Below are 23,249 nucleotides of genomic sequence, written 5' to 3' on the forward strand. Positions count from 1 at the left end.
CGCAGGAACGGCTGGTGCCCGTGCCCGTGCCGCCGCCGGGCCCGGGGCAGCGCCCCGCCCGGGGACAGGGGCGACAGGAGGGCCAGTGGGACCTACGGTGGGACCAGAAGGACCAGAGGGACCAGAAGGACCAGCGGGGCGAGCAGGACGAGCGGGCAGGCGGGCGTGATCGGCCCGACGAGGCGGCAGCGGCCACGGTGCAGTTCCGGAAAGTCCGCCCGGCACCCCTGCCTCCGGTCCGCCCGGCACAGGCGCCGGCACCGGCAACCCGCTCGACCGGAACCGTAGCGCCGCCGCCCCGCACGGCGGCCCTTGGGGCACAGGCTCCGGCGCCCTCGGCTCGTGCCGCAGCAGCACCCACACCCCCGCCGCAACCCCCCGCTTCCGCCACGCGGGCGCGGCGGTGGCGGGGCTCCATCAAGGTGTGGGTGATCGCCGGGGTGCTCGCCCAGGTCGGGTTGTTCGCCGTCACCCTGCTCAACCAGGACGGGCAGCCCACCACGGCGCTGGCCGCACCGGCCGGGACCGCCGAGCCCGCGGCGACCGCCACCGCCACCGCCACCGGCCAGGCCGCCCAGCCGGCGAAACAGGACACGCAGTCCAGGCAGAACGAGCGCAAGGCCGGGAGCGGCCTCGCCTTCTCGGCGGTCGCCGGCCCGAGCTGCCCCCGCGACACCACCCGCAGCGTGAACATCATCGGCGCCCCGGGCCGGGCCGGCTGGAAGGACGCCAGGGCCGGAGGATGGACCGGCGCGGGCTGCGGGGAGGGCTTCCTGTTCTCGGACCTGACGTACGACCCCGGCGCCGCCGGTCAGCCGGCCAACACGTTCCAGTGGCGTTTCACCACCGGCCTGCGCGGCAGGCACCAGTGCGCGGTGGGCGTGTACGTGCCCAAGTCGGGCCTGGCCGGCCAGCGCGTCTGGTACACGGTCAGCGACGGCTTCGACAAGGACGCCCGCACGGTCGCCGAGTTCACGCTCGACCAGCGCATGCGCCGGGGCACCTGGGTCGCGGCGCCCTCGACGGTCACGGTCGCCGGCGGCCTGGTCATGGTGGAGATCAGGGACACCGGCAAGGGCAACACGACAGGTGACCAGTCGATCGTGGCGGGCCCCGTCCGGCTGTCCTGCGTCTGACTACGGCTCGACCGCCTCCACGATGGAGACCACCGTCCCCGTGGGCACCACCCGGGACATCCGCAGCCCTGCCGCGGCGAGCAGCCCGGCGAACTCCGCCTCCGTGCGCTCCCGCCCGGGGAACGCGGTCATCAGCATCATGTCCACGGCCTTGGCCTGGTGGGGCTCGTTGCCGGGCGGGACGACCGCGTCGATGACCAGGATCCGCCCCCCGGGCACCATCGCGCGCCGGCAGTTGCGCAGGATGGTCAGGCAGCTCTCGTCGTCCCAGTCGTGCAGCACGCGCTTGATCACGTAGACGTCCGCGCCGGCGGGCACCTCGGCGAAGAAGTCGCCGGGCGCCGCCCGCCAGCGGCCCTTGACGTCCTCGGCGTCGAGCCGGTGCCCGGCCACCACGTGCTCCTCGTCCATCAGCACGCCGTCCAGGCCGGGACGGCGGCGCAGCACCTCCAGCAGGAACCCGCCGTGGCCGCCGCCGACGTCGACCACGACGCCGGACCCGGGGAAGTCGTAGGCGGCGGCGATGAGCTCGTTCTCCTGGTCGGAGAAGGCCGCCATGCCGGTGTGGAAGGCGGCGGCGGTCTGGGGGTTCCCGGCGATGTAGTCGAAGAACGACATGCCGAAGATGTCCTCGAACACCGAGCCGCCCTGCTTCAGCGACAGCTCCACCTCGCCGGCGGGCCGCCACAGGGTGGTGTCGGTGAGCATGATGACGGCCGGCCGCGCCGACAGGGGCACGTCGGAGCGCAGCGCCTGCCCGACCTGGGTGAGGGCGAAGCGGCCGTCGGCCAGCTCCTCGAAGACGCCGCGCGTGGCCAGCACCCGCAGGACCCGGCGCAGGCCCGCCTCGTGCACGCCGGCCTGCCCGGCCAGCTCCGCCACGGTGAGCGGCCCGCCCGCCAGCAGGTCCGCCACGCCGAGCGAGGCCGCCGCGCGCAGCGCGCCCGGGTAGACGTATCCGAGCGCCTCGTCGATGAGGTACCGCGTCGCTTCCCGCCCGTCCGCGGGCGTCTCACCGCTGATCTCTGTCGGCATGGCGAAGCCTCCGGTTACCTGGGGATCCAGGTGACACGGTAAACGCGGTCTCCGGGCGCCCGATCCTCGACGGCCTGCGCGGCGTCGAGGATGCCGGCGTCGTGCTCGAAGGGCGGCTCGGCGGGGGCGGGGGTGAGCAGGATCGTGTTCGAGCCGAGCAGCTCCTGCAGCCGCGTGATCAGCGTGGCCCGCCGCGCCCACCCCGGGATGTACGCCGAGAGGCCGGGTGCGGCGCCCCACAGCTCCGAGGCGGCCCCGTAGCAGTGCGTGAGGTTGATCCTGGTCGCCTCGTCGCCCAGCTCCCGCATCCCGGCGACCATGGGCAGCAGGTCCTCGAACAGCAGCAGTGACCACAGCGGCGCCGCCTCGCCGAGCAGCGGCAGCTCCAGCTCCTCCACCGGTGGCGGTCAGGAAGCAGTAGCCTTCGTGACGGCGGATTTCGCGGCGCGGGACGCGGCCGCCGGAACGCACCCGCGGCTGCGCGACTGGGCGCGGTGCTGCTTCGGCCCCTCGCCGCCCCCGCCGACGCTCGGCGAGCACGCGGTGACCGCTTCACTGACGCCGGCCTGTGGGGAGACCTCGTCGCCAACCTGCACTGGGCCCTGGGCCACTTGATGCCGGCCGACGACCCGCAGCAGGCGCTGGCACGCCTGCTGCTGGTGCTCTGGGCCTGTGACGCGTTCGGCGGGAACGCCTGATGGCCGGCGCACCGCTGCCGGACGGTGCGGGCGTCCACTACGTCGAGATCCCGGCAGCCCCGTGGCCTCGCAGCGCTCGGCGAGCAGCGTGTTGATCCGGTCGAACTCGTTCTCGCCGAGGGCGCGGGACGCACCTGCGGTCCCGTGCGCGTAGATCCCGTCCACGCCGCTCACGGCCAGCGCGTCGATCTGCGCGCCCAGCCCCTCCCAGTCGATGGCGCCGTCTCCGGCCGGCGGAAGGAGGATCATCCCCCTCACGCCGCGTACGTCGGGAGCGGTCAGTGCGTTCATGCCCACGACCTTGGAGGGCTCTCCACGTGCGCTCAGCCGTCGCTACCGCCTGCCCAGCCGTCGAGACAGCCGGCACGGAAGCCGTTCGCATTCTGTGTATGACAGGTAGCAGATTGTTGCCGCATCGACATGTGCATACAGCGATGGTTGAGTCACTATATGTAATCATGGCAGGTCTTTTGGACGTGGCAGGGAACATCCCTCGATGAGAGCTCTGCTCATGTTCTTGACCCGGCTCCCCCTCTTCCCCCAGCTGAGAAAGGCCCCGTTCATGGACCACTCCCAGCACGCCGACGACATCAACCACCCCCACGACGACGACCGCGACCCTCCGGCCACGCCCGTGACCCACGCCGCCCCGCCGCCCGACCAGCCCTTCGAGCCGCCCTTCGACCCTCCCGGCCAGGACAGGACCCACTTCGCGGACTCCGCGTGCATCGCGTTCAACGGCACCGGACACCCCAACGACCCGATCACCGCCGAGCCGGTGCTCAACTCCGCGGCCTGCAACGCCGCGCGCTGTACCGGCACCGGCCTGCTCGTCCCGGGGGTGATCATTGAGGGCGGGCCGGGGCTGAGGGTGACGCCTCCGGAGGAGGGCGCCTGCCCGCAGACCTGGCGGATCGACCTGAACGGCACGTGGGTGCAGACCCCCGCCACGCTGGCCTTCCGGCACGACCTCACCGCCGACGCCCGCGAATGGGACATCCTCTCCGAGGTTCCCACGCTCACCATTCCCCGGGCCGGCGCGTGGGAGGTCAACTTCCAGGTACGCGGCTGGGTCACGCTCCCGGCGCCGGGCCCCGTCCAGCTCGCGACAGGGGTCACCGCGGCCATGTTCAAGAACGGCACGCTGGTCAACGGCACGGAAGTGCTGACCGTGCACATCAGCGAACCGGCCGGCGGAAGGGGCAACCACGTCCAGGCGACGGGATCCCGCCAGTTCATGCACAGCTTCAACGCCGGAGACACCATCCAACTCGCGGCCCGCCGCATCACCACGGCCGGATCAGCGGCCGTGGTGAGCAACATCGACGGCCGCACCTACCTCACGGCCCACTGGCTCGCCCCCACGGCCAACACGGCGGGCTGACCTCGTCCTCTCCCGGAGGACGCTCGGCACTGCCCGAGGCCGCACACCTCCGGCCGGTCACCACGGTGCGCATGGCGACCGTGGTGACCGTCACGGCATCTCCCCACCCCGGACAGAAGGGCCCCGTTCATGGACCACACCCAGCCACCCGGCGACGCCACGCCGTCCGCCCGCAACTGCGGCTGTCGGCCGCCCAACGCCACGGCGGCCGACGCCGACCTCGTCGCCGACGCCGTCGACCTCGCCGCCGCCCCCATCCAAATCCCGCCCGGCCTCGACAGGATCAACTTCGAGGACTCGGCGTGCATCGCGTTCGACGGCACAGGCCGCGACGACGACCCGATCATCGCGGAGCCGGTGCTCAACCCCGCGGCGTGCAACGCTCTGCGCTGCACCGAGACGGGCCTCCTCGTACCGAAGACGCAACTGGTGCCGCTGCCGAGCACGGCGCCCGGCCCCGTCCATCCGAGGGGGGCGCGGTCGATCGACATGGAGATCACCGAGGCCGCCCCGGCCGACTGCCCGGACCGCTGGCGGATCGGCGCACGGCTGTCGCCCGCCTCCGGGGAGGCGGCGCTCACGGCCGACCGGGCGCTGCACGGCAACCCGGGCACGTGGCTGAACACGGCCCTGGTGACCACCCTGCCCCAGCCCGGCCGCTACTACGTGAGCTGGGACGTCAATGGGCAGATCTGCGCGACCGCCGGCCACTGCTCCAACATGTGGGTCCAGGCGCGCGTCATCGACAACGAGACCGGCGCGGTCGAAGCGCCGCGACGCACCGTCATCCAGCACCAGTTCTCGGTGCCCGGCGGCACGCGCCTCCAGTCCTGCCAGACAGCCACGGCTCCCATCACCCATCGGGTCACCGTGACCCCGGCGCAGGGTACGAAGACCCTGCGGCTCCAGGGAATCTTCCAGAACGTCACCGATCCGGCCAACTGCCCGGACACCACGGTCGAGTTCGCCGTCATCAACGGCGGCATCACGTACGTCACCTGGCACAAGTACAGCGACTGAACCGCTGAAGCCTTGGGAGCCGCCTTTTCCACGGAAAGGGTCGAGGGACAGGCGGCTCCCGCATCGAGGCCCCGATGTCCGGCCCTGTAGCCGACCCATAGATATTTCTTGACATGAATATTCGTTCAACAGGTCGGCGAGTTGGTCGCAGCGTTCGGGTGCGAGGTGGCCGATGAGGCGATCCTCGGTCGCGAGCAGGTCGGCGACGACGCGGTCGAGCAGGACGTGGCCTGAATCGCTGAGGGCGACCGCGCGCGCGTGGTAGCCGACCCGGCGGTGGTCCGTCGACCAGCCCGGCCCTGGCCGCCCGCTCGACGCGCTGGGTGATCGCGCCGCGCGTCACCATGCAGGCGTCGGCCAGCTCACCCGGGCTCATCCGGTAAGGCGGGCCGGAGCGCCGCAGCGCGGACAGCAGATCCAGGGGCGCGACGTCTACCCCCAGCTTCGCCAGGAGACGGCGGCGCTCGTCGCCGAAAACCTTGGCGGCCCACCAGATCCGGGTGATGACACCGATCGAGTCCACTGGGACACCCGGCAGCTCGCGCCGCCAGGCGTCCTGGATGGCGTCGGCGCCGTCGCGCGGCGGGTCAGCGGCCACGTTCGGCGCCGCCGTTCACCTGGAATCCGCGAGTTTCGGCTTTCCCGGAGACGACGCCAAGGGGCAGGTGCGCGGCACGTCGGAGGTGGTCGTGGACCTGAAGGTGTCCAGGACCGGGGGTCTACTACCGCACCTCACCGGTGTTCTGCACCGACGCGCCCGCGCACCGCTGGCTCGCCGAGACCGTCTTTGTCGGCCTCGCCCGCGAGGCGGCACCGGACACGGTCGCCATCCGCATGTACGCCCTGGCCTGACCGCACCCCTCGGCGGCGGCCCTCCCGCGCGGGTCAGCCGTGGCCCCAGCCTTCCGCGCAGGTCAGGCGCGGCGGCCGACGCCGGCCAGGACGCCGCCCTTGGCCAGGCCCGGCGGCAGGTACGGGTCGTCGTTGCGCCACTCCTGGGCCGGCACGACCCCCGGCTCCAGCAGCTCCAGCCCGTCGAAGTAGCCGCGCACGGTCTCGCGGTCGCGCCAGGCGACCGCGCCCGAGGCCGAGCGCCGGTAGACGCCGCGCGCCTCGTCCAGCCTGTGCGGGTCGCCCTCACCCGGCTCGACGTAGCCGTGCGAGAGGACCAGGTACCCGCCCGGCACCAGCGCGTCCCGCAGGGTGGCCGCGATCGCGGCCACCTCGCCGTCGTCGTGGAAGAAGTGGAGGACGGCGGCCACGACGATCGCCACGGGCCGCCCGAAGTCGAGGTGGGCGGCGGCGGCCTTCACGATGTCCGCGGGCCGGTGCAGGTCCCCCTGGACGGCGAACGTGTCGGGGTTGTCGGCGAGCAGGGCCTGGGCGTGGGTCAGCACGATCGGGTCGTTGTCGACGTAGACGACCTTCGAGCCCGGCGCCACCCGCTGCACCACCTGGTGCACGTTGTCCTGGGTGGGCAGCCCGGCGCCGATGTCGAGGAACTGCCGCACCCCGGCCCCGGCGAGGTGCCGTACGGCGCGGATGAGGAAGCCGCGGTTGGCCAGGGCCACCTCCCGCACGTCGGTGCCGGATTCGCGGGCGAGCCGCATGATCTGCTCGGCCGCCTCCCGGTCCGCCGCGAAGTGGTCCTTGCCGCCCAGGTAGTAGTCGTACATCCGCGCGACGCTGGGCACCGTCGGGTCGATGCCCTGGGGAACGTTCTCGTCCACCGCTGCCTGCCTTCCTCGCCTGGACGGGATCATACGGGTAAACCCGACCTTCCGTGATCTTCCAGACGTGCGAGAAACCCCAAGTTCAGCTGAACGCGGCCCGGTCGGGCTCGGGCAGCCACTGGCGCGCGGGGTCGAACGCCGGCCGGTTGCCCGTCACGAAGCGGACGAGCGCCTCCAGCACCGGATGGCGGTTGCGCCGGTGGAACAGCAGCGAGGCCGGATAGACGGGCGCGGGCTCGACGAGCGGGACCTGCACGGTGTCCGGATGCCAGGGCAGGCGGATCAGCCCGCCGACGAGGCTCACCCCCCGGCCGGCGCCGACGTCGGCCACGAAGTGCTCCCAGCCGAAGTCAGGCCCCGAGGCGTCGATCCTGAAGCCGAACGCGGCGCCGAGCAGGCGGTAGAGCTCCTCCCACTCGCTGCCGGGGACGTTGCCGGGCATCCACACCACCGTGCCCGCCAGCTCCGACGTCCGCACCGACGTCCGCCCGGCGAACGGATGGCCGCGGCTGACCAGCAGATGGATCGGCTCCAGGACGGCGGGCACGCTGGCGAGCTCCTCCAGGGGGCCGCTCACGCGGCAGAACGCGGCGTCCACGGAGCCGCGCTCGAGCGCGACGCGGGCGGACCTGAGCCCGTTGGAGGTGACGATCTCGACGCCCACCTCCCCGTTCGCCCGGTGGAAGGTCCTGAGGAGGTCGGTGGCCGGCAGCCGGGTGTCGAGGACGTCCACCCGCAGGGCGCGCCGCCGCCCCCGCAGCACCTCCCGCGTCTGGTCGGCGATCCCGATCAGCGCGCGGGCATGGGGCAGGAACGCCCGCCCGTCCTCGGTCGGCTCGGCCCCGTTGCGGGTGCGGGAGAACAGCCTCAGCCCCAGGTCCGACTCCAGCTTCGCGATCCGCTTCGAGACGGCCTGCTGGCTGATCCCCAGCCGGGTCGCGGCCTCGCTGAAGTACCGCTCCTCGGTGACGGCGACGAACGCGCGGACCGCGCCGAGATCCAGATCCGCCTCACCTTCCTCCACAACCGGTGGTTGTGCCGGATCGGCGTGTCGATTGTTGGACAACCCCACCTGCTCTCGGGTCGAATTGCGCGGGCCGTCCCAGAGCCTACAACCAGCAGGGGTGATCAGCCGGTGGGATCCTTCGTCCATCTGCACGTGCACACCGAGTACAGCATGCTCGACGGCGCCGCGAAGGCCGGCCTGCTGATGGACGAGGTGTCCCGGCAGGGCATGCCCGCCGTGGCGATGAGCGACCACGGCAACGTGCACGGGGCCTACGAGTTCTACCAGTCCGCGCGCAGGGCCGGCGTCAAGCCGATCATCGGCATCGAGGCGTACCTGGCCCCCGCCTCCCGGCACCACCGCCGGCCGGTCTACTACAGCGACAACCTCGCCCTGCGCCGCTCGAACGACGACACCGGCGAGGGCGGCGACGTCTCCGGGCGCGGCCTCTACACGCACCTGACGATGTGGGCGGCCGACGCCCGGGGCCTGCGGAACCTGTTCCGCCTCCAGTCCCGCGCCTGGCTCGAAGGACACGTCCAGAAATATCCGCGCATGGACGATGAGCTGCTCGCCGAGCACGGCGCCGGGCTCATCGCCACGACCGGCTGCCCGTCCGGCGAGGTCCAGACCCGGCTCCGACTCGGCCAGTACGAGCAGGCCGTCGAGGCCGCCGCCCGCTACCGCGACCTCTTCGGCGCCGGCAACTACTACCTGGAGCTGATGGACCACGGCCTGCCCATCGAGCGCCGCGTCCGCGACGACCTGCTGAGACTGGGCAAGCAGCTCGCGCTGCCGCCCCTGGCCACCAACGACTCCCACTACGTCACCGAGGACCAGGCGAACGCGCACGACGCGCTGCTGTGCGTCGGCACCGGCAAGCGGCTCGCCGACGCCGACCGCTTCCGCTTCAGCGGCAGCGGCTACCACGTCAAGCCCGCCGCGCGGATGCGCGAGCTGTGGGACGCCGAGGTGCCCGGCGCGTGCGACAACACGCTGCTGATCGCCGAGCGGATCGGCGACTACGGCGAGGTGTTCGCCCACCGCGACCTGACGCCGCGCTTCCCCGTGCCGGAAGGCGAGAGCGAGTCGTCCTGGCTGCGCAAGGAGACCCTCGCCGGCGCCCGCCGCCGCTACGGCGGCGACCCGCCGGCCGGCGTGCTCGCCCGCATCGACCACGAGCTGTCCGTCATCGACGCCATGGGCTTCCCCGGCTACTTCCTCGTGGTGGCCGACATCTGCAGGTACGCCCGCGAGAACGGCATCGGCCTGGGCCCGGGGCGCGGCTCCGCCACCGGGTCGATGGTCGCGTACTGCACGGGCATCACCCAGCTCGACCCGATCGAGCACAAGCTCATCTTCGAACGCTTCCTCAACCCCGAGCGCATCACCATGCCGGACGTCGACCTCGACTTCGACGACCGGCGGCGGGACGAGATGATCGACTACGTCACCCGCAAGTACGGCGACGACCGCGTCTGCCAGATCGTCACCTTCAGCACCATCAAGGCCAAGGCCGCCGTCAAGGACTCCTGCCGCGTGCTGGGCCTGCCGTACGCCGTCGGCGACCGCATCACCAAGGCCTTCCCTGCCGCGGTCGGCGGCAAGGAGATCCCCCTGGCCGCCATCCACGACAAAAGCCACCCCCGGCACGGCGAGGCCGCCGAGCTGCGCGCCATGTACGAGCAGGACCCCGACGTCAAACGGGTGATCGACACCGCGACCGGCCTCGAGGGCCTCACCCGCGGCACCGGCGTGCACGCCGCCGGCGTCATCCTGTCCAGCGAGCCGCTCATCGACGTGATCCCGCTGGTCAAGCCCAAGGCCGGCGGTCCCGTCATCACCGGCTTCCCGTTCACGCAGGCCGAGGACATGGGCCTGCTGAAGATGGACTTCCTCGGGCTGCGCAACCTGACCGTGATCGGCGACGCCATCGCGAACGTCCGCGCCAACAAGGGCATCGAGATCGACATCTTCGAGGTCCCGCTCGACGACGCCACCACCTACGAGCTGCTGGCCCGCGGCGACACGCTCGGCGTCTTCCAGCTCGACAGCGGCGGCATGCGGGTCCTGCTGCGGCTCATGCAGCCCACCACGTTCACCGACATCGCGGCCGTCAACGCGCTCTACCGGCCGGGCCCCATGGAGATGAACGCCCACACCAACTACGCGCTGCGCAAGACCGGCAAGCAGCAGGTCGAGCCGATCCACCCCGAGCTGGAGGACGTGCTCGAGCCCATCCTGGGCGACACCTACCACCTGGTCGTCTTCCAGGAGCAGGTCATGGCCATCGCCCAGCAGCTCGCCGGCTACTCGCTCGGCGCCGCCGACCTGCTGCGCCGCGCGATGGGCAAGAAGAAGAAGGAGGTGCTGGACGCCGAGTGGGACAGGTTCTCGGCGGGCATGCGCGGCCGCGGCTTCTCCGACGAGGCGATCAAGGCGGTCTGGGACGTGCTCGTGCCCTTCAGCGGCTACGGCTTCAACAAGTCGCACACCGCCGGATACGGCCTGGTCTCCTACTGGACGGCCTACCTCAAGGCCAACCACCCCTGCGAGTACCTGGCCGCGCTGCTCACCTCCGTCGGCGACGACAAGGACAAGATGGCCGTCTACCTGTCGGACTGCCGCCGCCTCGGCATCAAGGTGCTGCCGCCCGACGTCAACGCCAGCAAGCTCGACTTCACCGCCGTCGGCTCCGACATCCGCTTCGGCCTCGGCGCCGTACGCAACGTCGGCGCCAACGTCGTGGACGCCATCGTCACCACCCGCGAAGCCAAGGGCCCCTACACCGGCTTCGACGACTTCCTCGGCAAGGTGCCGTCCGTCGTCTGCAACAAGCGCGTGATCGAGTCGCTGGCCAAGGCGGGCGCGTTCGACTCGCTGGGGCACGTGCGCAAGGGCCTGGTGGCGGTGCACGAGCAGGCCGTCGACGCGATCATCGACGTCAAGCGCAACGAGGCCCACGGCCAGGACACGCTGTTCGGCGAGGCGGGGCAGAGGGGCGCCTTCTCGATCGCCATCCCCGACGGCGAGTGGGACAAGGCCACCCTGCTGGCCTTCGAACGCGAGATGCTCGGCCTGTACGTCTCCAGCCATCCCCTCGACGGCGCCGAACGCGTCCTGGACGCCGGCCGCGACACCACGATCGCCGACCTGATCGCCTCGGGACGCCAGGACGGGACCGTCAGGATCAGCGGCATCGTCTCCGGCCTGCAGCGCAAGGTCACCAAGCAGGGCAGCCCGTGGGCGATCGTCACCCTGGAGGACCACGACGCCTCCGTGGAGTGCCTGATCTTCCCCAAGACGTACACCCTGTACGGCGAGGCGCTGGCCGAGGACCGGGTCATCTCGGTGCGCGGCCGGATCAACGTGCGCGACGAGACGCTCAGCGTGTACGGCGAGGAGGTCACCGTCCTCGACGTCTCGACGGCCGGCGCCGAGCAGCCCGTGGTGATCTCGATCCAGGAGGGCCACCTGAGCGCGCGCGTCGTCCAGGAGTTCAAGCACATCCTCACCGCCCATCCCGGGCGCGCGCCCGTCCACGTGCACCTGCACCGCCGGCACGCCGGCAACCTCCTGCTCGACCTGGTCCCGTTCCAGGTCACCCCGGGCCCGGCGTTCTACGGCGACATCAAGGCGCTCCTCGGCGCCGCGGCGATCGCCAGCGCATGAGCGGCGGCGCTGAGAGCCGCGGCGATCGGCAGTGCATGAGCGGCGCTCCCGCCTGCCCCCGCTGCCGCACCGGCGAGGTGCTGGCCGTCCTGCGCCTGCCGCGCACCTGGACGAACGCGTCTGGCCGCCCGGTGCGCGGGCGCGGGGAGGTGCTGTTGTGCGCCCGCTGCGACGCGGGCGACCCGCTCGTCACCTACTTCGCCGTCCACGGCACGGCCCGCCCCGAGCACGCGGCTCTCCTGGCCCGGCTGCTGCACCAGTGGGCCGGCCGGGCCCGGCCGCAGGCGCCGGACGAGGACGCGCTGCGGGCCGAGGCGGACGCCTGGCGCAGGGGCGAGCTCTGATCCGCCCCAGGGGCGGACGCCCTGCGCCCGTCACGCCTGCGCCCGTCACGCCTGCGCCCGTCACGCCCTGCGCCCGTCACGCACTGCGCCCGAGCACGCCTGGCGCCTCGCCGGCCTCGCGCCGTCAACGCGGCAGGAGGGCGGTGGTGCCGATGAGCAGGATCCCCGCGACGGCGATCGCCGCCCGCCCGCCGACCACGCCGGCCAGCACGCCCCACAGGGCCGTGGCCGCGGCGATGGCCGCACGGCTGGTGATGGTCCACGCGGTCAGGACGCGGGCCAGCGTCTCCTTCGGCGGCCTGCGCAGCCGGTAGGTCGCCAGCACCGGGTTGAAGACCCCGATGCACGTGATCATGGCCATCTCGACCGCCATGACGACGAGCAGCCCGCCCGTTCCGGGCCCGACGAAGACCAGCCCGACCAGCCAGAGGGCTCGGGCGGCGCCGAAGACGAGCAGGATCCGCCGCTCCCCGAAGCGGCGCACCAGCGGCCGGGACAGCCGCGCGCCCACGATGCCGCCGAGGCAGGGGATGCCGAAGCCGAGCCCGTACTCCAGCGGGGTGAAGCCCAGGTCGTTCAGCATCAGGTGGAGCAGCAGGGGAGCGGTGGCCATGATGAGCGCGTTCACCAGCACGGTGTTGGCGAGCAGCAGGCGCAGGTCCCGGTCGGCGGCGATCGTGCGCCAGCCCGCCGCCACCTCCGCCAGGCGGGAGCCGCCGGCGGCCCGGGCGGCCCGGGCGGGCGGGACGGGTGAGACGGGCGGAACCGGCGGAGCGGGCTCGGGCGCGGCGATCGCGCGGATGCCGAGCGCGGACAGCGCGTAGCTGACGGCGTTCACGACGACCGTGGCGACCGGCCCGAGGAGGCCGATGAGCGCCCCGCCGGCCGGCGGGCCGATGGCCGTGGACACCCAGGTGACGGTCTCGAACCGGCCGTTGGCCCGCGTCAGGTGCCGGTCGGGGACGAGGGACTTCAGATGCGCGCCGCTCGCCCCGACGAAGACGATGTCCGACACGGCGACCACCACGGCCACCGCCAGGAGCTGGACGTAGCTCAGCAGCCCCAGCAGGTGGGCGGCAGGCACACTCATGAGCACGAGGAAGCGCACCAGATCGGCGCGGATCATCAGCGGCCGCTTCCGCTGGAACTCGACCCACGGGCCCAGCGGCACCGCCAGCAGCGCGCCGGCCGCCCCGGAGGCCGCCGCCATCCAGGAGAGCTGCGCGGCGCTCGCGTCCAGCACGAGGACGGCTATCAGCGGGAGCGAGTCCAGCGCCAGCCACGTGCCCAGGGAACTGGTCGCGTAGGCCCCCCACAGCCGGCCGAAATCACGTCCCAGACCATCGTCGCCCGCCATCCCTCTCCCTCCGATCGGACCGGGTGCCGATCCAACACGGGAGAGGGCCGCACACTCAAACAACGGGCGCGCGCGCACGGACAACCAGCGGTTGTCCGCCGAGGTCCCGGCTGTCCGCAAGGCTTGGCGTGGGGCTGCGACGAGGAAACCGGGTATTCGCCCCGAAACGTCAGCGATCGCCCTCTTCTTCTACGCGCTCGCCGCAAGGCGGGTAGGGTTCTTGCCGAGGCGCCATGCCGCCAGATTGCCCCATGGGCTCGACCGACACGGGGGTGTCGGGTTCATCGGGAGGTGGTGGCTGGGATGGAGCCTTTGGCACGCGCTGCCTGGGTACGGGCGGCAGGTGTCGGAACGGTGGGCCTTGGCGTGCCCGCGTTGGCGTGGTCGGCTCATGCTGCCCTCGGAGTGACGCTGGCCGTGATCGAGGCGTCGGTCGCGGTGGTGGTCGTCGCGGCGGCGTTGTTCGGCTCCGATGTGATCAGCGAGCGCGCCTTCCGCCTGCTGCGCTGGTTGTCGAACCGGCCGGAGCCAGAAGCGCCACGGCGCTCCCGGACGAGGCGCTGATGGAGGCTCCGGCCGCCGCACGGGATGCCGTCGGTCGAGGCGGGCTACCCGGGCTGCCCGGGCTGCCCGGGGCCGGTGGCGAGCGGGGTGGCCGGCCTGCGGGTGAAGCGGGCGCGGATCCAGCCGGGGATGGACGGGCCGCCCGCGAAGCACCACAGGGCGATCACCGGGTCGCAGATGGCGCAGCCGAGGGAGGAGTCGTGCGAGATGGGCAGGATGGGGCTGCCCTTGAGGTGGTGGAAGACGTCCCACACGGTGTGCAGCAGCCAGCCGACTCCGATCCAGGTCCAGCTCTTGAGACCCCGGTACGCGACGTACGCCATGACGACGGGCAGCACGAACTCCCAGTAGCCGAGCCCGAACCCGCTCAGGTAGGCGGCGCCCGCCCCGCCGACCAGGATGGCGTTGAGCGGGCGGCGGTGCGGCTCGGGGACGAGGGAGACGATGGTGACGGCGATCAGGCCGATCACGATCGGCATGATGATGGACATCTCGGTCCGTTCTGTGAAACGTGGCGGGAAGGGACAATGACCCCGGCCGAGGGCGCCGCCAGCTTAGAACGGCCGGCGAGCGGCGCCCCACGGGGTGAATTGACAACTTCCAACGGATTCCTGCCACGTTCCCCGGCGAACGGGTCAGGCCGGGCCTCAGGGGGAAGGCCCGGCCTGACCGGCTCGCGGACGCCGCCGGTTACGGCTCGAGCAGGATGGAGTTGACCGGCGACAGGTTCGCGACGTACTCGCCGGGGCCAAGGCGGACACCGCAGTTCTGCCCGCCGTAGGCGGCGCAGAGCCGGAAGCCCGCGCCGCCGGTCTGGTTGTTGATGATCAGGCGGTTGCCGAAGACGTTCCTCAGGTTGTGGGCGCCGTACCTGTAGTAGGTGTCCGGGTTGCCGCTGGAGGACGTGTCCGGATAGATGCACACGTTCCCGGACGGGCATGCCGCTCTCGCACGCTGCAGCTCCGTGGCCGAAGGATGCTGCGGCGCCGCGGCGGCCGGGACGGACAGGCAGGCCACGACCGCCAGGGCGGTGACGCCGCAGGAGGCGAGCGCGGTGCGCAGGCGGAACGTGCGGGTGGCCTGGTGGAGGTTCTTACGCATGAGGTTGCCGCTCTCTCGTGTCGGATGGCCGTGCTCGGGGGGCTCCCGGCCGGCGCTGTGCCAGCTAAACGGGGCAGCCGGGGTGTCCAACAGAGGGGCAGACGGACGCGTGCGAACTCGTCCGGACCCGTCCGCCCGCGCGCCGGCCTCGGACACTTTGCCGCCACATCCGGACACGGTGAGTAATGGTTCGTATACTTTCCGGTGTGGGTGGGGTCAGGAACGGGCCGGAGCCCGAGGGGTCGGCGAACGCGGATCCGGACAAGGATCTCCCGGCGGCGGGGGAGGAGGGCGGGCCCGTGCCGGAGTCGGTGAACAGCCATGAGGAACTGGTGGCGATGCTGGCCGAGCAGTTCGCGCGGGCCGACGTGTCGCTGCGGGAGCTGCAGGCGCGGGCCGACCGGGAGGGCGGCACCCGGCTGCCCCGCGCCACCTGCGCCGACATGCTGGCGGGGCGGCGCTTCCCGCGCAAGGCGGTGATGATGGCGTTCCTGCGGGCCTGCCAGGTGCCCGAGCACCGGCTGCCCGCGTGGGAGCGGGCTTGGGAGCGGGTACGGCTCGCACGCATGCCGGCCGTACCGGGCCAGTACCGGCCGCCAGCGCCGGCCGGTCAGCAACCGGACGGTGGGTCGGCGGTCCCGCAGCCGGGCGGTCAGCCGGCGGCACCCCAGGCGGCACCCCAGGCGGCGGGCCAAGCGGCGGGCCAAGCGGCTCCGCAGGTGGTGGGTCGGGTGGTGCCGCCGCCGGCCGGTGGGCCGATGACGCCGCCGCCGGCCACGCCCGCCGCCGTGCCATCTCAACCCTTCCCGAGCACGCCCGCCGCCGCGCAACCTCAACCCCTCCCGAGCACGCCCGCCGCCGCGCACCCTCCGAGCTCCCCGGCCTCGGCGGTCGCGCCGGGAGCGGACGGGCCGGGAGCGGACGGGCCCGCAGCGGGGGAGCCGGCCCCCGCCGCAGGGCGGAGGCGCAGGCGGCGCTGGGCGCTGCTGCTCGCCGCGCCGGCCGCCGCCGCGACCGTGGTCGCCGCCGCCCTCGTGTGGCCGGGGCGGGACACGGTCACCGACGACGGGCGCGCGTTCGGCCCCGGCGGGTCGAGCCGCTTCACCGTCCGGATCGACCCGGCGGGCGGCCCCGTGCGGCTGGTCCGCCGCCTGGACGCCCGCGTCTCCCGCCAGCGCGCCACCATCGGCGTGAACGGCGCCCCCGCCGGGCAGTGGGATCCGCTCCCCGACGGCCTCGACGGCTGGGCGGAGCAGCACGTCGACCTCCCACCGTCCCTGACCGCCGGCCAGGGCACGCTGGCCGTCGTCAACACGTTCGTCTCCTCGGAGTGGGACTTCAACGAGTTCGGTTACGCCGTCGAGCAGCAGATCGGCGGCGCCTGGACCACCACCGACACCCTCGACGTCGGCCCCGGCCACACCGGCGGCGAGGCCGCGCACGGCTACCGCATCGCGGGCGAGACCTTCCGCGGCACCCGTACCCTCGACGCCCCGCCCGAGCGCGACGGGCGCACCGCCCCGCGGGCCCGCTACGAGGCGGAGGCCGGGCAGATCAGCCGCGCGCGCACCCGCCCCGGCGCCGTCGGCGCGTCACAGGGCACGGTCGTGGCCGGCCTCGACCACGAGGACAGCCGGGTCGACCTGCGGGTGTACGCGCCGAAGGACGGACGCTACATCGCGTACGTGACCTACGCCGCCGGATACGGCGACGCGCAGCACATTGTGACGGTGAACGGCTCCACCCGGTTCACCCTCGACTACCCCCACCACGGCTGGGACGTCTGGCGGCAGGTGACGGCCTCGCTGCCGCTCACCCGCGGCTGGAACACGCTGCGTTTCCAGCACCACAGCCGCTGGGCCGAGCTGGATCACGTCGAGATCGCCTGACCTGCCGACGGCCCGCCGCCGCGGCCGTTAGCCTTGCCGGATGAAGACGCATGGTGAACTGAAAGGCTTCTGGGAGCGGCGCCTGCAGTCCGACTGGACCGAGAGCGGGGTCGGCTACGCGGCGCTCGGCCGGGCGTTCAACACCTGGATGTACCGCGTGCGCGCGGAGGTCTTCGACCGTGAGGCCGCCACGCTGCCCCTCCATCTGCCCGACGCCCGCGTCCTCGACATCGGCTCGGGGACGGGCTTCTACGTGCGCCGCTGGCAGGGGCTGGGCGTCAAGTCGATCGTCGGCTGCGACCTCACGGCGGCGGCGGTGGAGCGGCTGCGCGGGCGCTTCCCCGGGGTGGAGTTCCACGAGGTGGACATCGCCGAGCCCGGCGACACGCTGGAGCAGGGCTCGTTCGACGCGGTCTCGGCCATGGACATGCTCTTCCACATCACCGACGACGCCCGCTACAAGGCGGCGCTGGGCTCCGTGGCCGCCGCGTTGCGCCCCGGCGGGATCTTCGTCCTGTCGGAGAACTTCCTGCAGCGGCCCGAGCAGCGCGGCGACCACCAGGTCAACCACACGCTGCCGTGGATCACCAAGGCTCTCGACGAGGCCGGGTTCGACGTGATGCGGCGGATGCCGATGCTCGTCCTCATGAACGCCCAGGTCGACGCGAACCCCGTCTGGCGCAAGCTGTGGGGCGGCTTCCTGCGCGCGCTCACCCTGAGCGAGCAGACCGGCGGCCTGGCGGGATCGCTGCTCTACCCGCTGGAACGGCGGCTCGTCCGCCTGCTGAGGGAGAGCCCCACGACCGAGATGATGATCTGCCGCCGCCGCTGACGGCGGGACCGGGCGCCGTCAGGAGGAGAAGTGCATGACGACGGCCAGCCCGACGAAGTGCATGAGCGCCACGGCGACGAGCAACGACACGAACACGAACTTGGCCGGGCCGTGCTCGAAGTGCTTGCCCTCCTTCAGTGGAGGCAGCTTGGCCTGGCGCTCGGCGATGCGCTCCTCCAGCGGCTTGCGGTGAAACATGGGGAGGTCCTCCAGCCGGGCCGAAACGATTTGTTCCCTAATAGTTTGTACACCAAGTAAGCTACCAGCAGACGATGGAGGTGCACACCGATGGAGCCTGTGACAGAGGCAACAGATCTGCTGGCGCTGGACCGCCAGGTGTGCTTCGCCCTCAGCATCGCCTCGCGCAGCGTGATCGCGCTCTACCGGCCGCTGCTGCAGCCCATGGGTCTGACGCATCCCCAGTACCTGGCGATGCTGGCGCTCTGGGAGCGGGAGCCGCTGTCGGTCAAGGAGCTGGGGGAGCTGCTCCAGCTCGACCCCGGCACCATGTCGCCCCTGCTCAAGCGGCTGGAGGCGCTCGGTTACATCCGGCGTGAGCGCAGCAGCAAGGACGAGCGCGCGCTGGCCGTGACCCTCACCACCGAGGGGCGCGCGCTGCGGGCACGGGCCGAGAAGATCCCGCCCGCGATCGTGGCCCGGCTCGGCATGAGCCTGGAGGAGCTGCAGCACCTGCACGAGTCGCTGACGCGCGTGATCGCGGCCGCCCGCCGCTCCGGTGACGCCGCGGGCTGACGTGGTGCCCGCCTCCGCGGTCCGGAGGCGGGCGTCTCAGTACGGGAGCCGGCGCCCGGACGGCGTCCGTAGATCCAGGCCGGGGCGGGGGCGTGCCGGCTTCGGCCGCATCATCGTTCGGGTGGCGCGCATCTCGGTCTCCTCGCGTGGTCGTGCCTCTTCTACGTCGGAGGGCCGGGGTGCGGATGACGTACCACTTCGGGGCGGGGGCTTTCCAAATCTATTGATCTACTTTGTAAAGGCGCCCGCCGACAAGGAGGTCCTTGCCGCGAGCGAAGAGCCAACCTATAGTCACCAGCATGACTAGTAATGAAGATGACTAGCGGTGGCTCTTCGGCACGCGGTGCTGGCGGCGCTGCTCGACGGCGAGTACAGCGGCTACCAGCTCACGAAGATCTTCGACGTCGGCGTCTCCAACTTCTGGTACGCCGCCCCCCAGCAGCTCTACGCCGAGCTGACCAAGCTGGAGGCCGACGCCCTCGTGGCAGGGCGCGAAATCGTCCAGCAGGGCCGCCCGAACAAGCGCGTGTTCAAGGTCACCCAGGCGGGGCTGGACGAGCTGGCCGCCTTCGCCGCCACCCCGGCCAAGCCCCTTCTCCTCCGCGACGACCTGGCCGTCAAGGTGCATGCCGCGGACCTGGTGGACCCGGCCCCGCTGATCGCCCAGCTTCGGGAGCGGGCCGAGGAGGCCGCCGCCAAGCTGGCCTTGTTCGAGCAGATCCTGCGGCGGCTGCGCGGCGAGCTCGACGAGGAGGAGTTCCTGCGCGCGGGTGAGCGGATCGGGCCGTACCTGTCCTGCCTGGGCGGGTGCCGGCTGGAGAGGGAGATGCGCGACTGGTGCCGGCGGACCGCGCAGGTGCTGGAGGAGCGGGCGAGGAGGAGGGTGTGATGACGTACACGCGGTACGTCGCGCTCGGCGACAGCCAGACCGAAGGGCTGGGCGACGGTGACGACGTCCTGGGCCACCGCGGGTGGGCCGACCGGCTCGCCGAGCACCTGGCCCGCGCCGACCCGGGCCTGCTGTACGCCAACCTGGCCGTGCGCGGCCGGACGGCGGCGCAGATCCGCGACGAGCAGCTCCCGGTGGCGCTGGAGCTGCGGCCCGACCTGGCGACCGTCATGGCGGGCATGAACGACGTGATCCGCCCCGGCTTCGACGCCGCGCTGGTGGCCGGGGTGCTGGAGGAGATGTTCGCCGCCCTGGTGGAGGCGGGCGCGCACGTGGTGACCGTGACGTTCCCCGACATCGGCAAGATCGCGCCGATGGCCCGGCCGCTGGTGCCGCGCGTGCTGGACGTCAACGAGCGCATCCGCGAGGCCGCGGCCCGGCACGGGGTGACGCTGGTGGACACCTACCCGCTGGAGTACGTGACCGACGCGCGCATGTGGAGCCGCGACCGGCTGCACGCCAGCCCGATCGGGCACGCCAGGTTCGCCGCCGCGGTGGCGCACGCGCTGGGGCTGCCGGGCAGCGACGACACGTGGATGGCGCCGCTGCCGGCGCTGCCCGCGCCGAGGGCCTGGCGGTCGGCGGCGGCCGAGGCGCGGTGGCTGGCGACGTTCGCGGGGCCGTGGATCGGCCGGCGCCTGCGCGGGCGCTCCTCGGGGGACGGGCGCACGGCCAAGCGCCCGCTGCTCGCTCCCGTCCCATGCGATCATGGGGACTCCCCGACGCTCCTCTGAGGTGAGATGAACGCCGTCACGTACGCCGAACCGCCCGAGTCCCCTCCCGAGATCCCGCTGGCCGGCGGGGACGTCACCGAGGGGGTCGTACGCGTCGGCGACACGGTCCGCCGGACGGTCGGCACGAACGCGCCGCTCGTGCACGCGTTGCTGCGGCACCTGGAGGAGGCCGGGTTCGCGGGAGCTCCGCGGTTCCTCGGCGTGGACGCGGCCGGGCGGGAGGTGCTGAGCTTCGTGCCCGGCGAGGTGGCCGGGCGGCCGCGGCCGCCGTGGATCGCCGACGAGGGGCGGCTGGCGTCGGTGGGGCGGCTCGTACGCGCCTACCACGAGGCCGTCGCGGCCTTCGCCGTGCCTGTCGGGGTGCGGCCCGGCCTCGGACTGGCGGATCCGCCGGGCACGCCGCCCGAGCCGCCGTACCCGGTGGAGCTGGTCGGGCACATGGACTACACGCCGGACAACCTTGTCTTCCGCGACGGCGAGGCCGCCGCGCTGATCGACTTCGACATCGCCCGGCCGGTGACCAGGGTGGACGAGCTGTACAACGCGATGTTGTACTGGGCGCCGCTCGGCGACCCCGCGGACGCCGACCCGCTGCTGCGGGAGGTGGACGTGCCGCGCCGCTGCCGGATCCTCGCCGACGCGTACGGCATGCCGGAGATCGACCGGTCGCGGCTGGTCGAGGTGGCCGTGATGCGGACGCGGCGGTCGTGGTTCCTGATGAGGCGGAACGCCGAGGAACTGGGCGGCGGGTGGGCGCGCATGTGGGAGGAGGGCGTGGGGGACCAGATCAAGCGGCGCGAGGCGTGGCTGGAGCGGCACGGCGCCGGCATCGAGGCGGCCCTCACGGCACCGTGATCGCGCGGCACCGGCGGCTGGCCGGCGGCGCTGATCTGCGGTGATGAATCGGGCCATCTTGCGGCATCGCGGGCATGCGGAGGGTGCGGCGGGGTAAGGCCGGGGGAGGGGAGGGGGCACCATGATGAGGCTGGTCGAGGAGACCCCGTATCGCTGGCGGATCGACGTCGAGGCGCCGATGCGGGTGCCGGGCGTGGTGTTCGCCACCGCCGACCTGCTGCCGGATCCCTCCGCTGACCAGGCGCTGGGGCAGGTGGCGGCGGTGGCCACGCTGCCGGGGATCGTCGAGGCCTCGTACGCGATGCCCGACATGCACTGGGGGTACGGGTTCCCCATCGGCGGGGTGGCGGCCACCGACGTGGAGCGCGACGGGGTGGTCTCGCCCGGAGGGGTGGGTTTCGACATCTCGTGCGGCGTGCGCCTGCTGCTGTCCGGCCTGCACCTCGACGAGCTGCGCCCGCGGCTGGACGCCGTCATGGACGCGCTCGACGAGACGATCCCGCGGGGCATGAGCAAGGGCGCGGTGTGGCACCTGCGCGGCCCGGCCGAGCTGGAGGAGGTCCTGGCCGGTGGCGCCAGGTACGCCGTGGAACGCGGCCACGGCGAACCCGCCGACCTGGAGCGCTGCGAGGACCGCGGCGCCGTGGCCGACGCCGACCCCGCCGCGATCGGCGCCCGTGCCAGGGAGCGCGGGCTGGCGCAGGTCGGCAGCCTCGGCTCCGGCAACCACTTCCTGGAGGTGGAGGCGGTCTCCGAGGTCTTCGACGAGGAGATCGCGCGGGCGTACGGGCTGTGGCCGGGGCGCGTCTGCGTGCTCATCCACACCGGCTCCCGCGGGCTGGGTCACCAGGTGTGCACCGACTCGGTGCGCGTCATGGAGGCGGCCATGGCCAGGTACGGCATCAGCGTCCCGGACCGGCAGCTCGCGTGCGCGCCGGTCACCTCGCCGGAAGGGCAGGCGTACCTGTCGGCGATGGCGGCCGCCGCGAACTACGGCCGGGCCAACCGGCAGCTCCTCGGCCAGGCCGCCCGCCGCGCCTTCGAGCGCGCCACCGGGGACGGCGGGCTGAGCCTGCTGTACGACGTCTCGCACAACCTCGCCAAGCTGGAGACGCACCACGTCGAAGGCCGGGCGCGGCGGCTGTGCGTGCACCGTAAGGGCGCGACCCTGGCCCTGCCGCCCGGTCACGAGGACCTGCCGGCGGACCTGCGGGCGGTGGGGCAGCCGGTGCTGGTGCCCGGCTCGATGGGGGTGGGCTCGTACGTGCTGGCCGGGACCCCGGACGCGCCCGCGTTCGCGTCGGCCTGCCACGGGGCGGGGCGGCGGCTGAGCCGTCACCAGGCGCTCAAGAGCACGTCGGCGGCCAGGCTGCGGGCGGAGCTGAAGGAGGCGGGGGTCGCTGTGCGGGGGGCGTCGGCGCGGGGGCTGGCAGAGGAGACGCCGCACGCGTACAAGGACGTGGACGCGGTGGTGACGGCGTGCCACCTGGCGGGCCTGGCCAGGAAGGTCGCCAAACTCGCGCCTGTCGGGGTGGTCAAGGGGTAGGCCGGTCCGGTGGTCACAGGGTCGGCGGTGGGGATGGGCGGGTCAGGGGTTCAGGTGGCTCAGACGTCCACCACCGCCCGCGCCCGCCACTCACCGTCCTCCCGGCCGAATCGCAAGCCGTGCGTGGTGACCGCCTTCGGCATCGCGCCGACCTGCTCGACTGCCTCGGCGGGGACGGTGGCCAGCCGCAGGCCGCCCTCCTGCCCGGGCCGGACGTCCACGACCACGCGGCCGTGCACCTCGACCTGGTAGATCACCTCTTCCAGCAGCGCGATCAGCATCCCCGCGCCATCCCCCTGACCGCCGCCCGGGACCCCACCGCCGCCCGGGACTGGATCGTCGGCCGCAGCCTCGCCGTCGCCCGAGGCCTCACCGCCGTCGTGGCCGGGCGCGGGGAAGCCGACGTCATCGTCCGGCGCGGGGGCCGTACTGAGGTCGGCGAAGCTCTCCACCAGCGCCCGCACCGCCTCCGCCAGGCACTCCTCGCGGCCACCCGCCCATGCTTCCAGCGCGATGTCGGCGGTGTGCGGGACCGCGCGGTGACCTCTGCTCATGCTGCCACTCCACCAGGGACGGGCCCGCCCGCAAAGCCCGCCGGCGTCAAGAAACGGCAGGATGTACGCCAACCGGGGCCAGGGAAG

The 23,249-nt window shown here is 72.8% G+C and carries 23 protein-coding genes and 2 pseudogenes; 14 read left to right on the top strand and 11 right to left on the bottom strand.

Annotated features, from left to right (window positions below; genetic code table 11):
• The first annotated feature begins 428 nt into the window (after window positions 1–428).
• Complete coding sequence (locus tag AB0I79_RS40960) at window positions 429–1,136, top strand: hypothetical protein (protein ID WP_357885306.1); 708 nt, start codon at window positions 429–431, stop codon at window positions 1,134–1,136.
• Here the strand turns inward: AB0I79_RS40960 and AB0I79_RS40965 are convergent, their stop codons facing one another.
• The 3 genes from AB0I79_RS40965 to AB0I79_RS40975 are packed head-to-tail and all read right to left on the bottom strand — an operon-like array spanning window position 1,137 to window position 3,160.
• Window positions 1,137–2,171, bottom strand: a complete 1,035-nt coding sequence (locus AB0I79_RS40965; RefSeq protein ID WP_357885308.1) for a methyltransferase — start codon at window positions 2,169–2,171, stop codon at window positions 1,137–1,139. It lies immediately after the preceding gene.
• 14 nt (window positions 2,172–2,185) lie between these two features.
• Window positions 2,186–2,569 carry a hypothetical protein gene (locus AB0I79_RS40970; RefSeq protein ID WP_357885310.1) on the bottom strand — a complete coding sequence of 128 codons (384 nt, stop codon included), beginning with the start codon at window positions 2,567–2,569 and terminating at the stop codon, window positions 2,186–2,188.
• A gap of 9 nt (window positions 2,570–2,578) precedes the next feature.
• The gene (locus tag AB0I79_RS40975; RefSeq protein ID WP_357885312.1) at window positions 2,579–3,160 is read right to left on the bottom strand and encodes a hypothetical protein; all 582 of its coding nucleotides are present in this window, start codon (window positions 3,158–3,160) and stop codon (window positions 2,579–2,581) included.
• A 205-nt stretch (window positions 3,161–3,365) separates the two neighbouring features.
• On the opposite strand from AB0I79_RS40975, the gene AB0I79_RS40980 reads away from it, so the two are divergent.
• Window positions 3,366–4,253, top strand: coding sequence for a hypothetical protein (locus AB0I79_RS40980; RefSeq protein WP_357885314.1), 888 nt, complete (start codon window positions 3,366–3,368; stop codon window positions 4,251–4,253).
• A gap of 129 nt (window positions 4,254–4,382) precedes the next feature.
• Window positions 4,383–5,273: a hypothetical protein gene (locus AB0I79_RS40985; RefSeq protein ID WP_357885316.1), complete on the top strand. Its 891-nt coding sequence runs from the start codon at window positions 4,383–4,385 to the stop codon at window positions 5,271–5,273.
• 343 nt (window positions 5,274–5,616) lie between these two features.
• Here the strand turns inward: AB0I79_RS40985 and AB0I79_RS40990 are convergent.
• Window positions 5,617–5,871: pseudogene (locus AB0I79_RS40990) on the bottom strand (MarR family transcriptional regulator); the annotation flags it as partial.
• Between the two features lie 131 nt (window positions 5,872–6,002).
• On the opposite strand from AB0I79_RS40990, the pseudogene AB0I79_RS40995 reads away from it, so the two are divergent.
• Window positions 6,003–6,125, top strand: a pseudogene (locus AB0I79_RS40995) (hypothetical protein); the annotation flags it as partial.
• A gap of 62 nt (window positions 6,126–6,187) precedes the next feature.
• Here the strand turns inward: AB0I79_RS40995 and AB0I79_RS41000 are convergent.
• The gene (locus AB0I79_RS41000; protein WP_357885318.1) at window positions 6,188–7,003 is read right to left on the bottom strand and encodes an SAM-dependent methyltransferase; all 816 of its coding nucleotides are present in this window, start codon (window positions 7,001–7,003) and stop codon (window positions 6,188–6,190) included.
• 85 nt (window positions 7,004–7,088) lie between these two features.
• On the bottom strand, window positions 7,089–8,030 hold the full coding sequence (locus tag AB0I79_RS41005; RefSeq protein ID WP_357885319.1) for a LysR family transcriptional regulator: 942 nt from the start codon (window positions 8,028–8,030) through the stop codon (window positions 7,089–7,091).
• A 111-nt stretch (window positions 8,031–8,141) separates the two neighbouring features.
• On the opposite strand from AB0I79_RS41005, the gene dnaE reads away from it, so the two are divergent.
• Both dnaE and AB0I79_RS41015 read left to right on the top strand, forming a co-directional pair.
• Window positions 8,142–11,684, top strand: coding sequence for a DNA polymerase III subunit alpha (gene dnaE / locus AB0I79_RS41010; RefSeq protein WP_357885321.1), 3,543 nt, complete (start codon window positions 8,142–8,144; stop codon window positions 11,682–11,684).
• 35 nt (window positions 11,685–11,719) lie between these two features.
• Window positions 11,720–12,028: a DUF6300 family protein gene (locus AB0I79_RS41015; RefSeq protein WP_357885323.1), complete on the top strand. Its 309-nt coding sequence runs from the start codon at window positions 11,720–11,722 to the stop codon at window positions 12,026–12,028.
• 124 nt (window positions 12,029–12,152) lie between these two features.
• Here AB0I79_RS41015 and AB0I79_RS41020 read toward each other — a convergent pair whose 3' ends face one another.
• Window positions 12,153–13,385, bottom strand: a complete 1,233-nt coding sequence (locus tag AB0I79_RS41020) for an MFS transporter (protein ID WP_357885325.1) — start codon at window positions 13,383–13,385, stop codon at window positions 12,153–12,155.
• A 405-nt stretch (window positions 13,386–13,790) separates the two neighbouring features.
• Between AB0I79_RS41020 and AB0I79_RS41025 the strand changes: the two genes are divergently transcribed.
• The gene (locus tag AB0I79_RS41025; protein WP_357885327.1) at window positions 13,791–13,949 is read left to right on the top strand and encodes a hypothetical protein; all 159 of its coding nucleotides are present in this window, start codon (window positions 13,791–13,793) and stop codon (window positions 13,947–13,949) included.
• A 44-nt stretch (window positions 13,950–13,993) separates the two neighbouring features.
• On the opposite strand, the gene AB0I79_RS41030 is transcribed toward AB0I79_RS41025, so the two are convergent.
• On the bottom strand, window positions 13,994–14,440 hold the full coding sequence (locus AB0I79_RS41030; protein ID WP_357885329.1) for a DUF6010 family protein: 447 nt from the start codon (window positions 14,438–14,440) through the stop codon (window positions 13,994–13,996).
• A gap of 199 nt (window positions 14,441–14,639) precedes the next feature.
• Window positions 14,640–15,050 carry a hypothetical protein gene (locus AB0I79_RS41035; protein ID WP_357885331.1) on the bottom strand — a complete coding sequence of 137 codons (411 nt, stop codon included), beginning with the start codon at window positions 15,048–15,050 and terminating at the stop codon, window positions 14,640–14,642.
• A gap of 206 nt (window positions 15,051–15,256) precedes the next feature.
• On the opposite strand from AB0I79_RS41035, the gene AB0I79_RS41040 reads away from it, so the two are divergent.
• Both AB0I79_RS41040 and AB0I79_RS41045 read left to right on the top strand, forming a co-directional pair.
• Window positions 15,257–16,939, top strand: coding sequence for a CBM35 domain-containing protein (locus AB0I79_RS41040; protein WP_357885333.1), 1,683 nt, complete (start codon window positions 15,257–15,259; stop codon window positions 16,937–16,939).
• 40 nt (window positions 16,940–16,979) lie between these two features.
• Complete coding sequence (locus AB0I79_RS41045) at window positions 16,980–17,771, top strand: class I SAM-dependent methyltransferase (RefSeq protein WP_357885335.1); 792 nt, start codon at window positions 16,980–16,982, stop codon at window positions 17,769–17,771.
• An 18-nt stretch (window positions 17,772–17,789) separates the two neighbouring features.
• Here the strand turns inward: AB0I79_RS41045 and AB0I79_RS41050 are convergent, their stop codons facing one another.
• A complete protein-coding gene (locus tag AB0I79_RS41050) occupies window positions 17,790–17,969 on the bottom strand; it encodes a hypothetical protein (protein WP_080038241.1) in 180 nt (59 codons plus the stop codon).
• 90 nt (window positions 17,970–18,059) lie between these two features.
• On the opposite strand from AB0I79_RS41050, the gene AB0I79_RS41055 reads away from it, so the two are divergent.
• From AB0I79_RS41055 to AB0I79_RS41075, 5 genes are all read left to right on the top strand, one after another.
• Window positions 18,060–18,524 (top strand): MarR family transcriptional regulator, encoded by a 465-nt coding sequence (locus AB0I79_RS41055; protein WP_357885337.1) that lies wholly within the window; start codon window positions 18,060–18,062, stop codon window positions 18,522–18,524.
• Window positions 18,525–18,849: 325 nt separating this feature from the next.
• Window positions 18,850–19,413, top strand: a complete 564-nt coding sequence (locus tag AB0I79_RS41060) for a PadR family transcriptional regulator (RefSeq protein WP_357885339.1) — start codon at window positions 18,850–18,852, stop codon at window positions 19,411–19,413.
• A complete protein-coding gene (locus AB0I79_RS41065; protein WP_357885341.1) occupies window positions 19,413–20,207 on the top strand; it encodes an SGNH/GDSL hydrolase family protein in 795 nt (264 codons plus the stop codon). The genes AB0I79_RS41060 and AB0I79_RS41065 overlap by 1 nt, the downstream gene beginning before the upstream one ends.
• Window positions 20,208–20,213: 6 nt before the next feature.
• Window positions 20,214–21,062 carry an aminoglycoside phosphotransferase family protein gene (locus AB0I79_RS41070; protein WP_357885343.1) on the top strand — a complete coding sequence of 283 codons (849 nt, stop codon included), beginning with the start codon at window positions 20,214–20,216 and terminating at the stop codon, window positions 21,060–21,062.
• Between the two features lie 121 nt (window positions 21,063–21,183).
• Window positions 21,184–22,608, top strand: a complete 1,425-nt coding sequence (locus tag AB0I79_RS41075) for an RtcB family protein (RefSeq protein WP_357885345.1) — start codon at window positions 21,184–21,186, stop codon at window positions 22,606–22,608.
• 59 nt (window positions 22,609–22,667) lie between these two features.
• Here AB0I79_RS41075 and AB0I79_RS41080 read toward each other — a convergent pair whose 3' ends face one another.
• Window positions 22,668–23,162, bottom strand: coding sequence for an archease (locus tag AB0I79_RS41080; protein WP_357885347.1), 495 nt, complete (start codon window positions 23,160–23,162; stop codon window positions 22,668–22,670).
• Between the last annotated feature and the right edge of the window lie 87 nt (window positions 23,163–23,249).

It is taken from the genome of Nonomuraea sp. NPDC050202, assembly GCF_040656115.1.
Taxonomy (GTDB): Bacteria; Actinomycetota; Actinomycetes; order Streptosporangiales; family Streptosporangiaceae; genus Nonomuraea.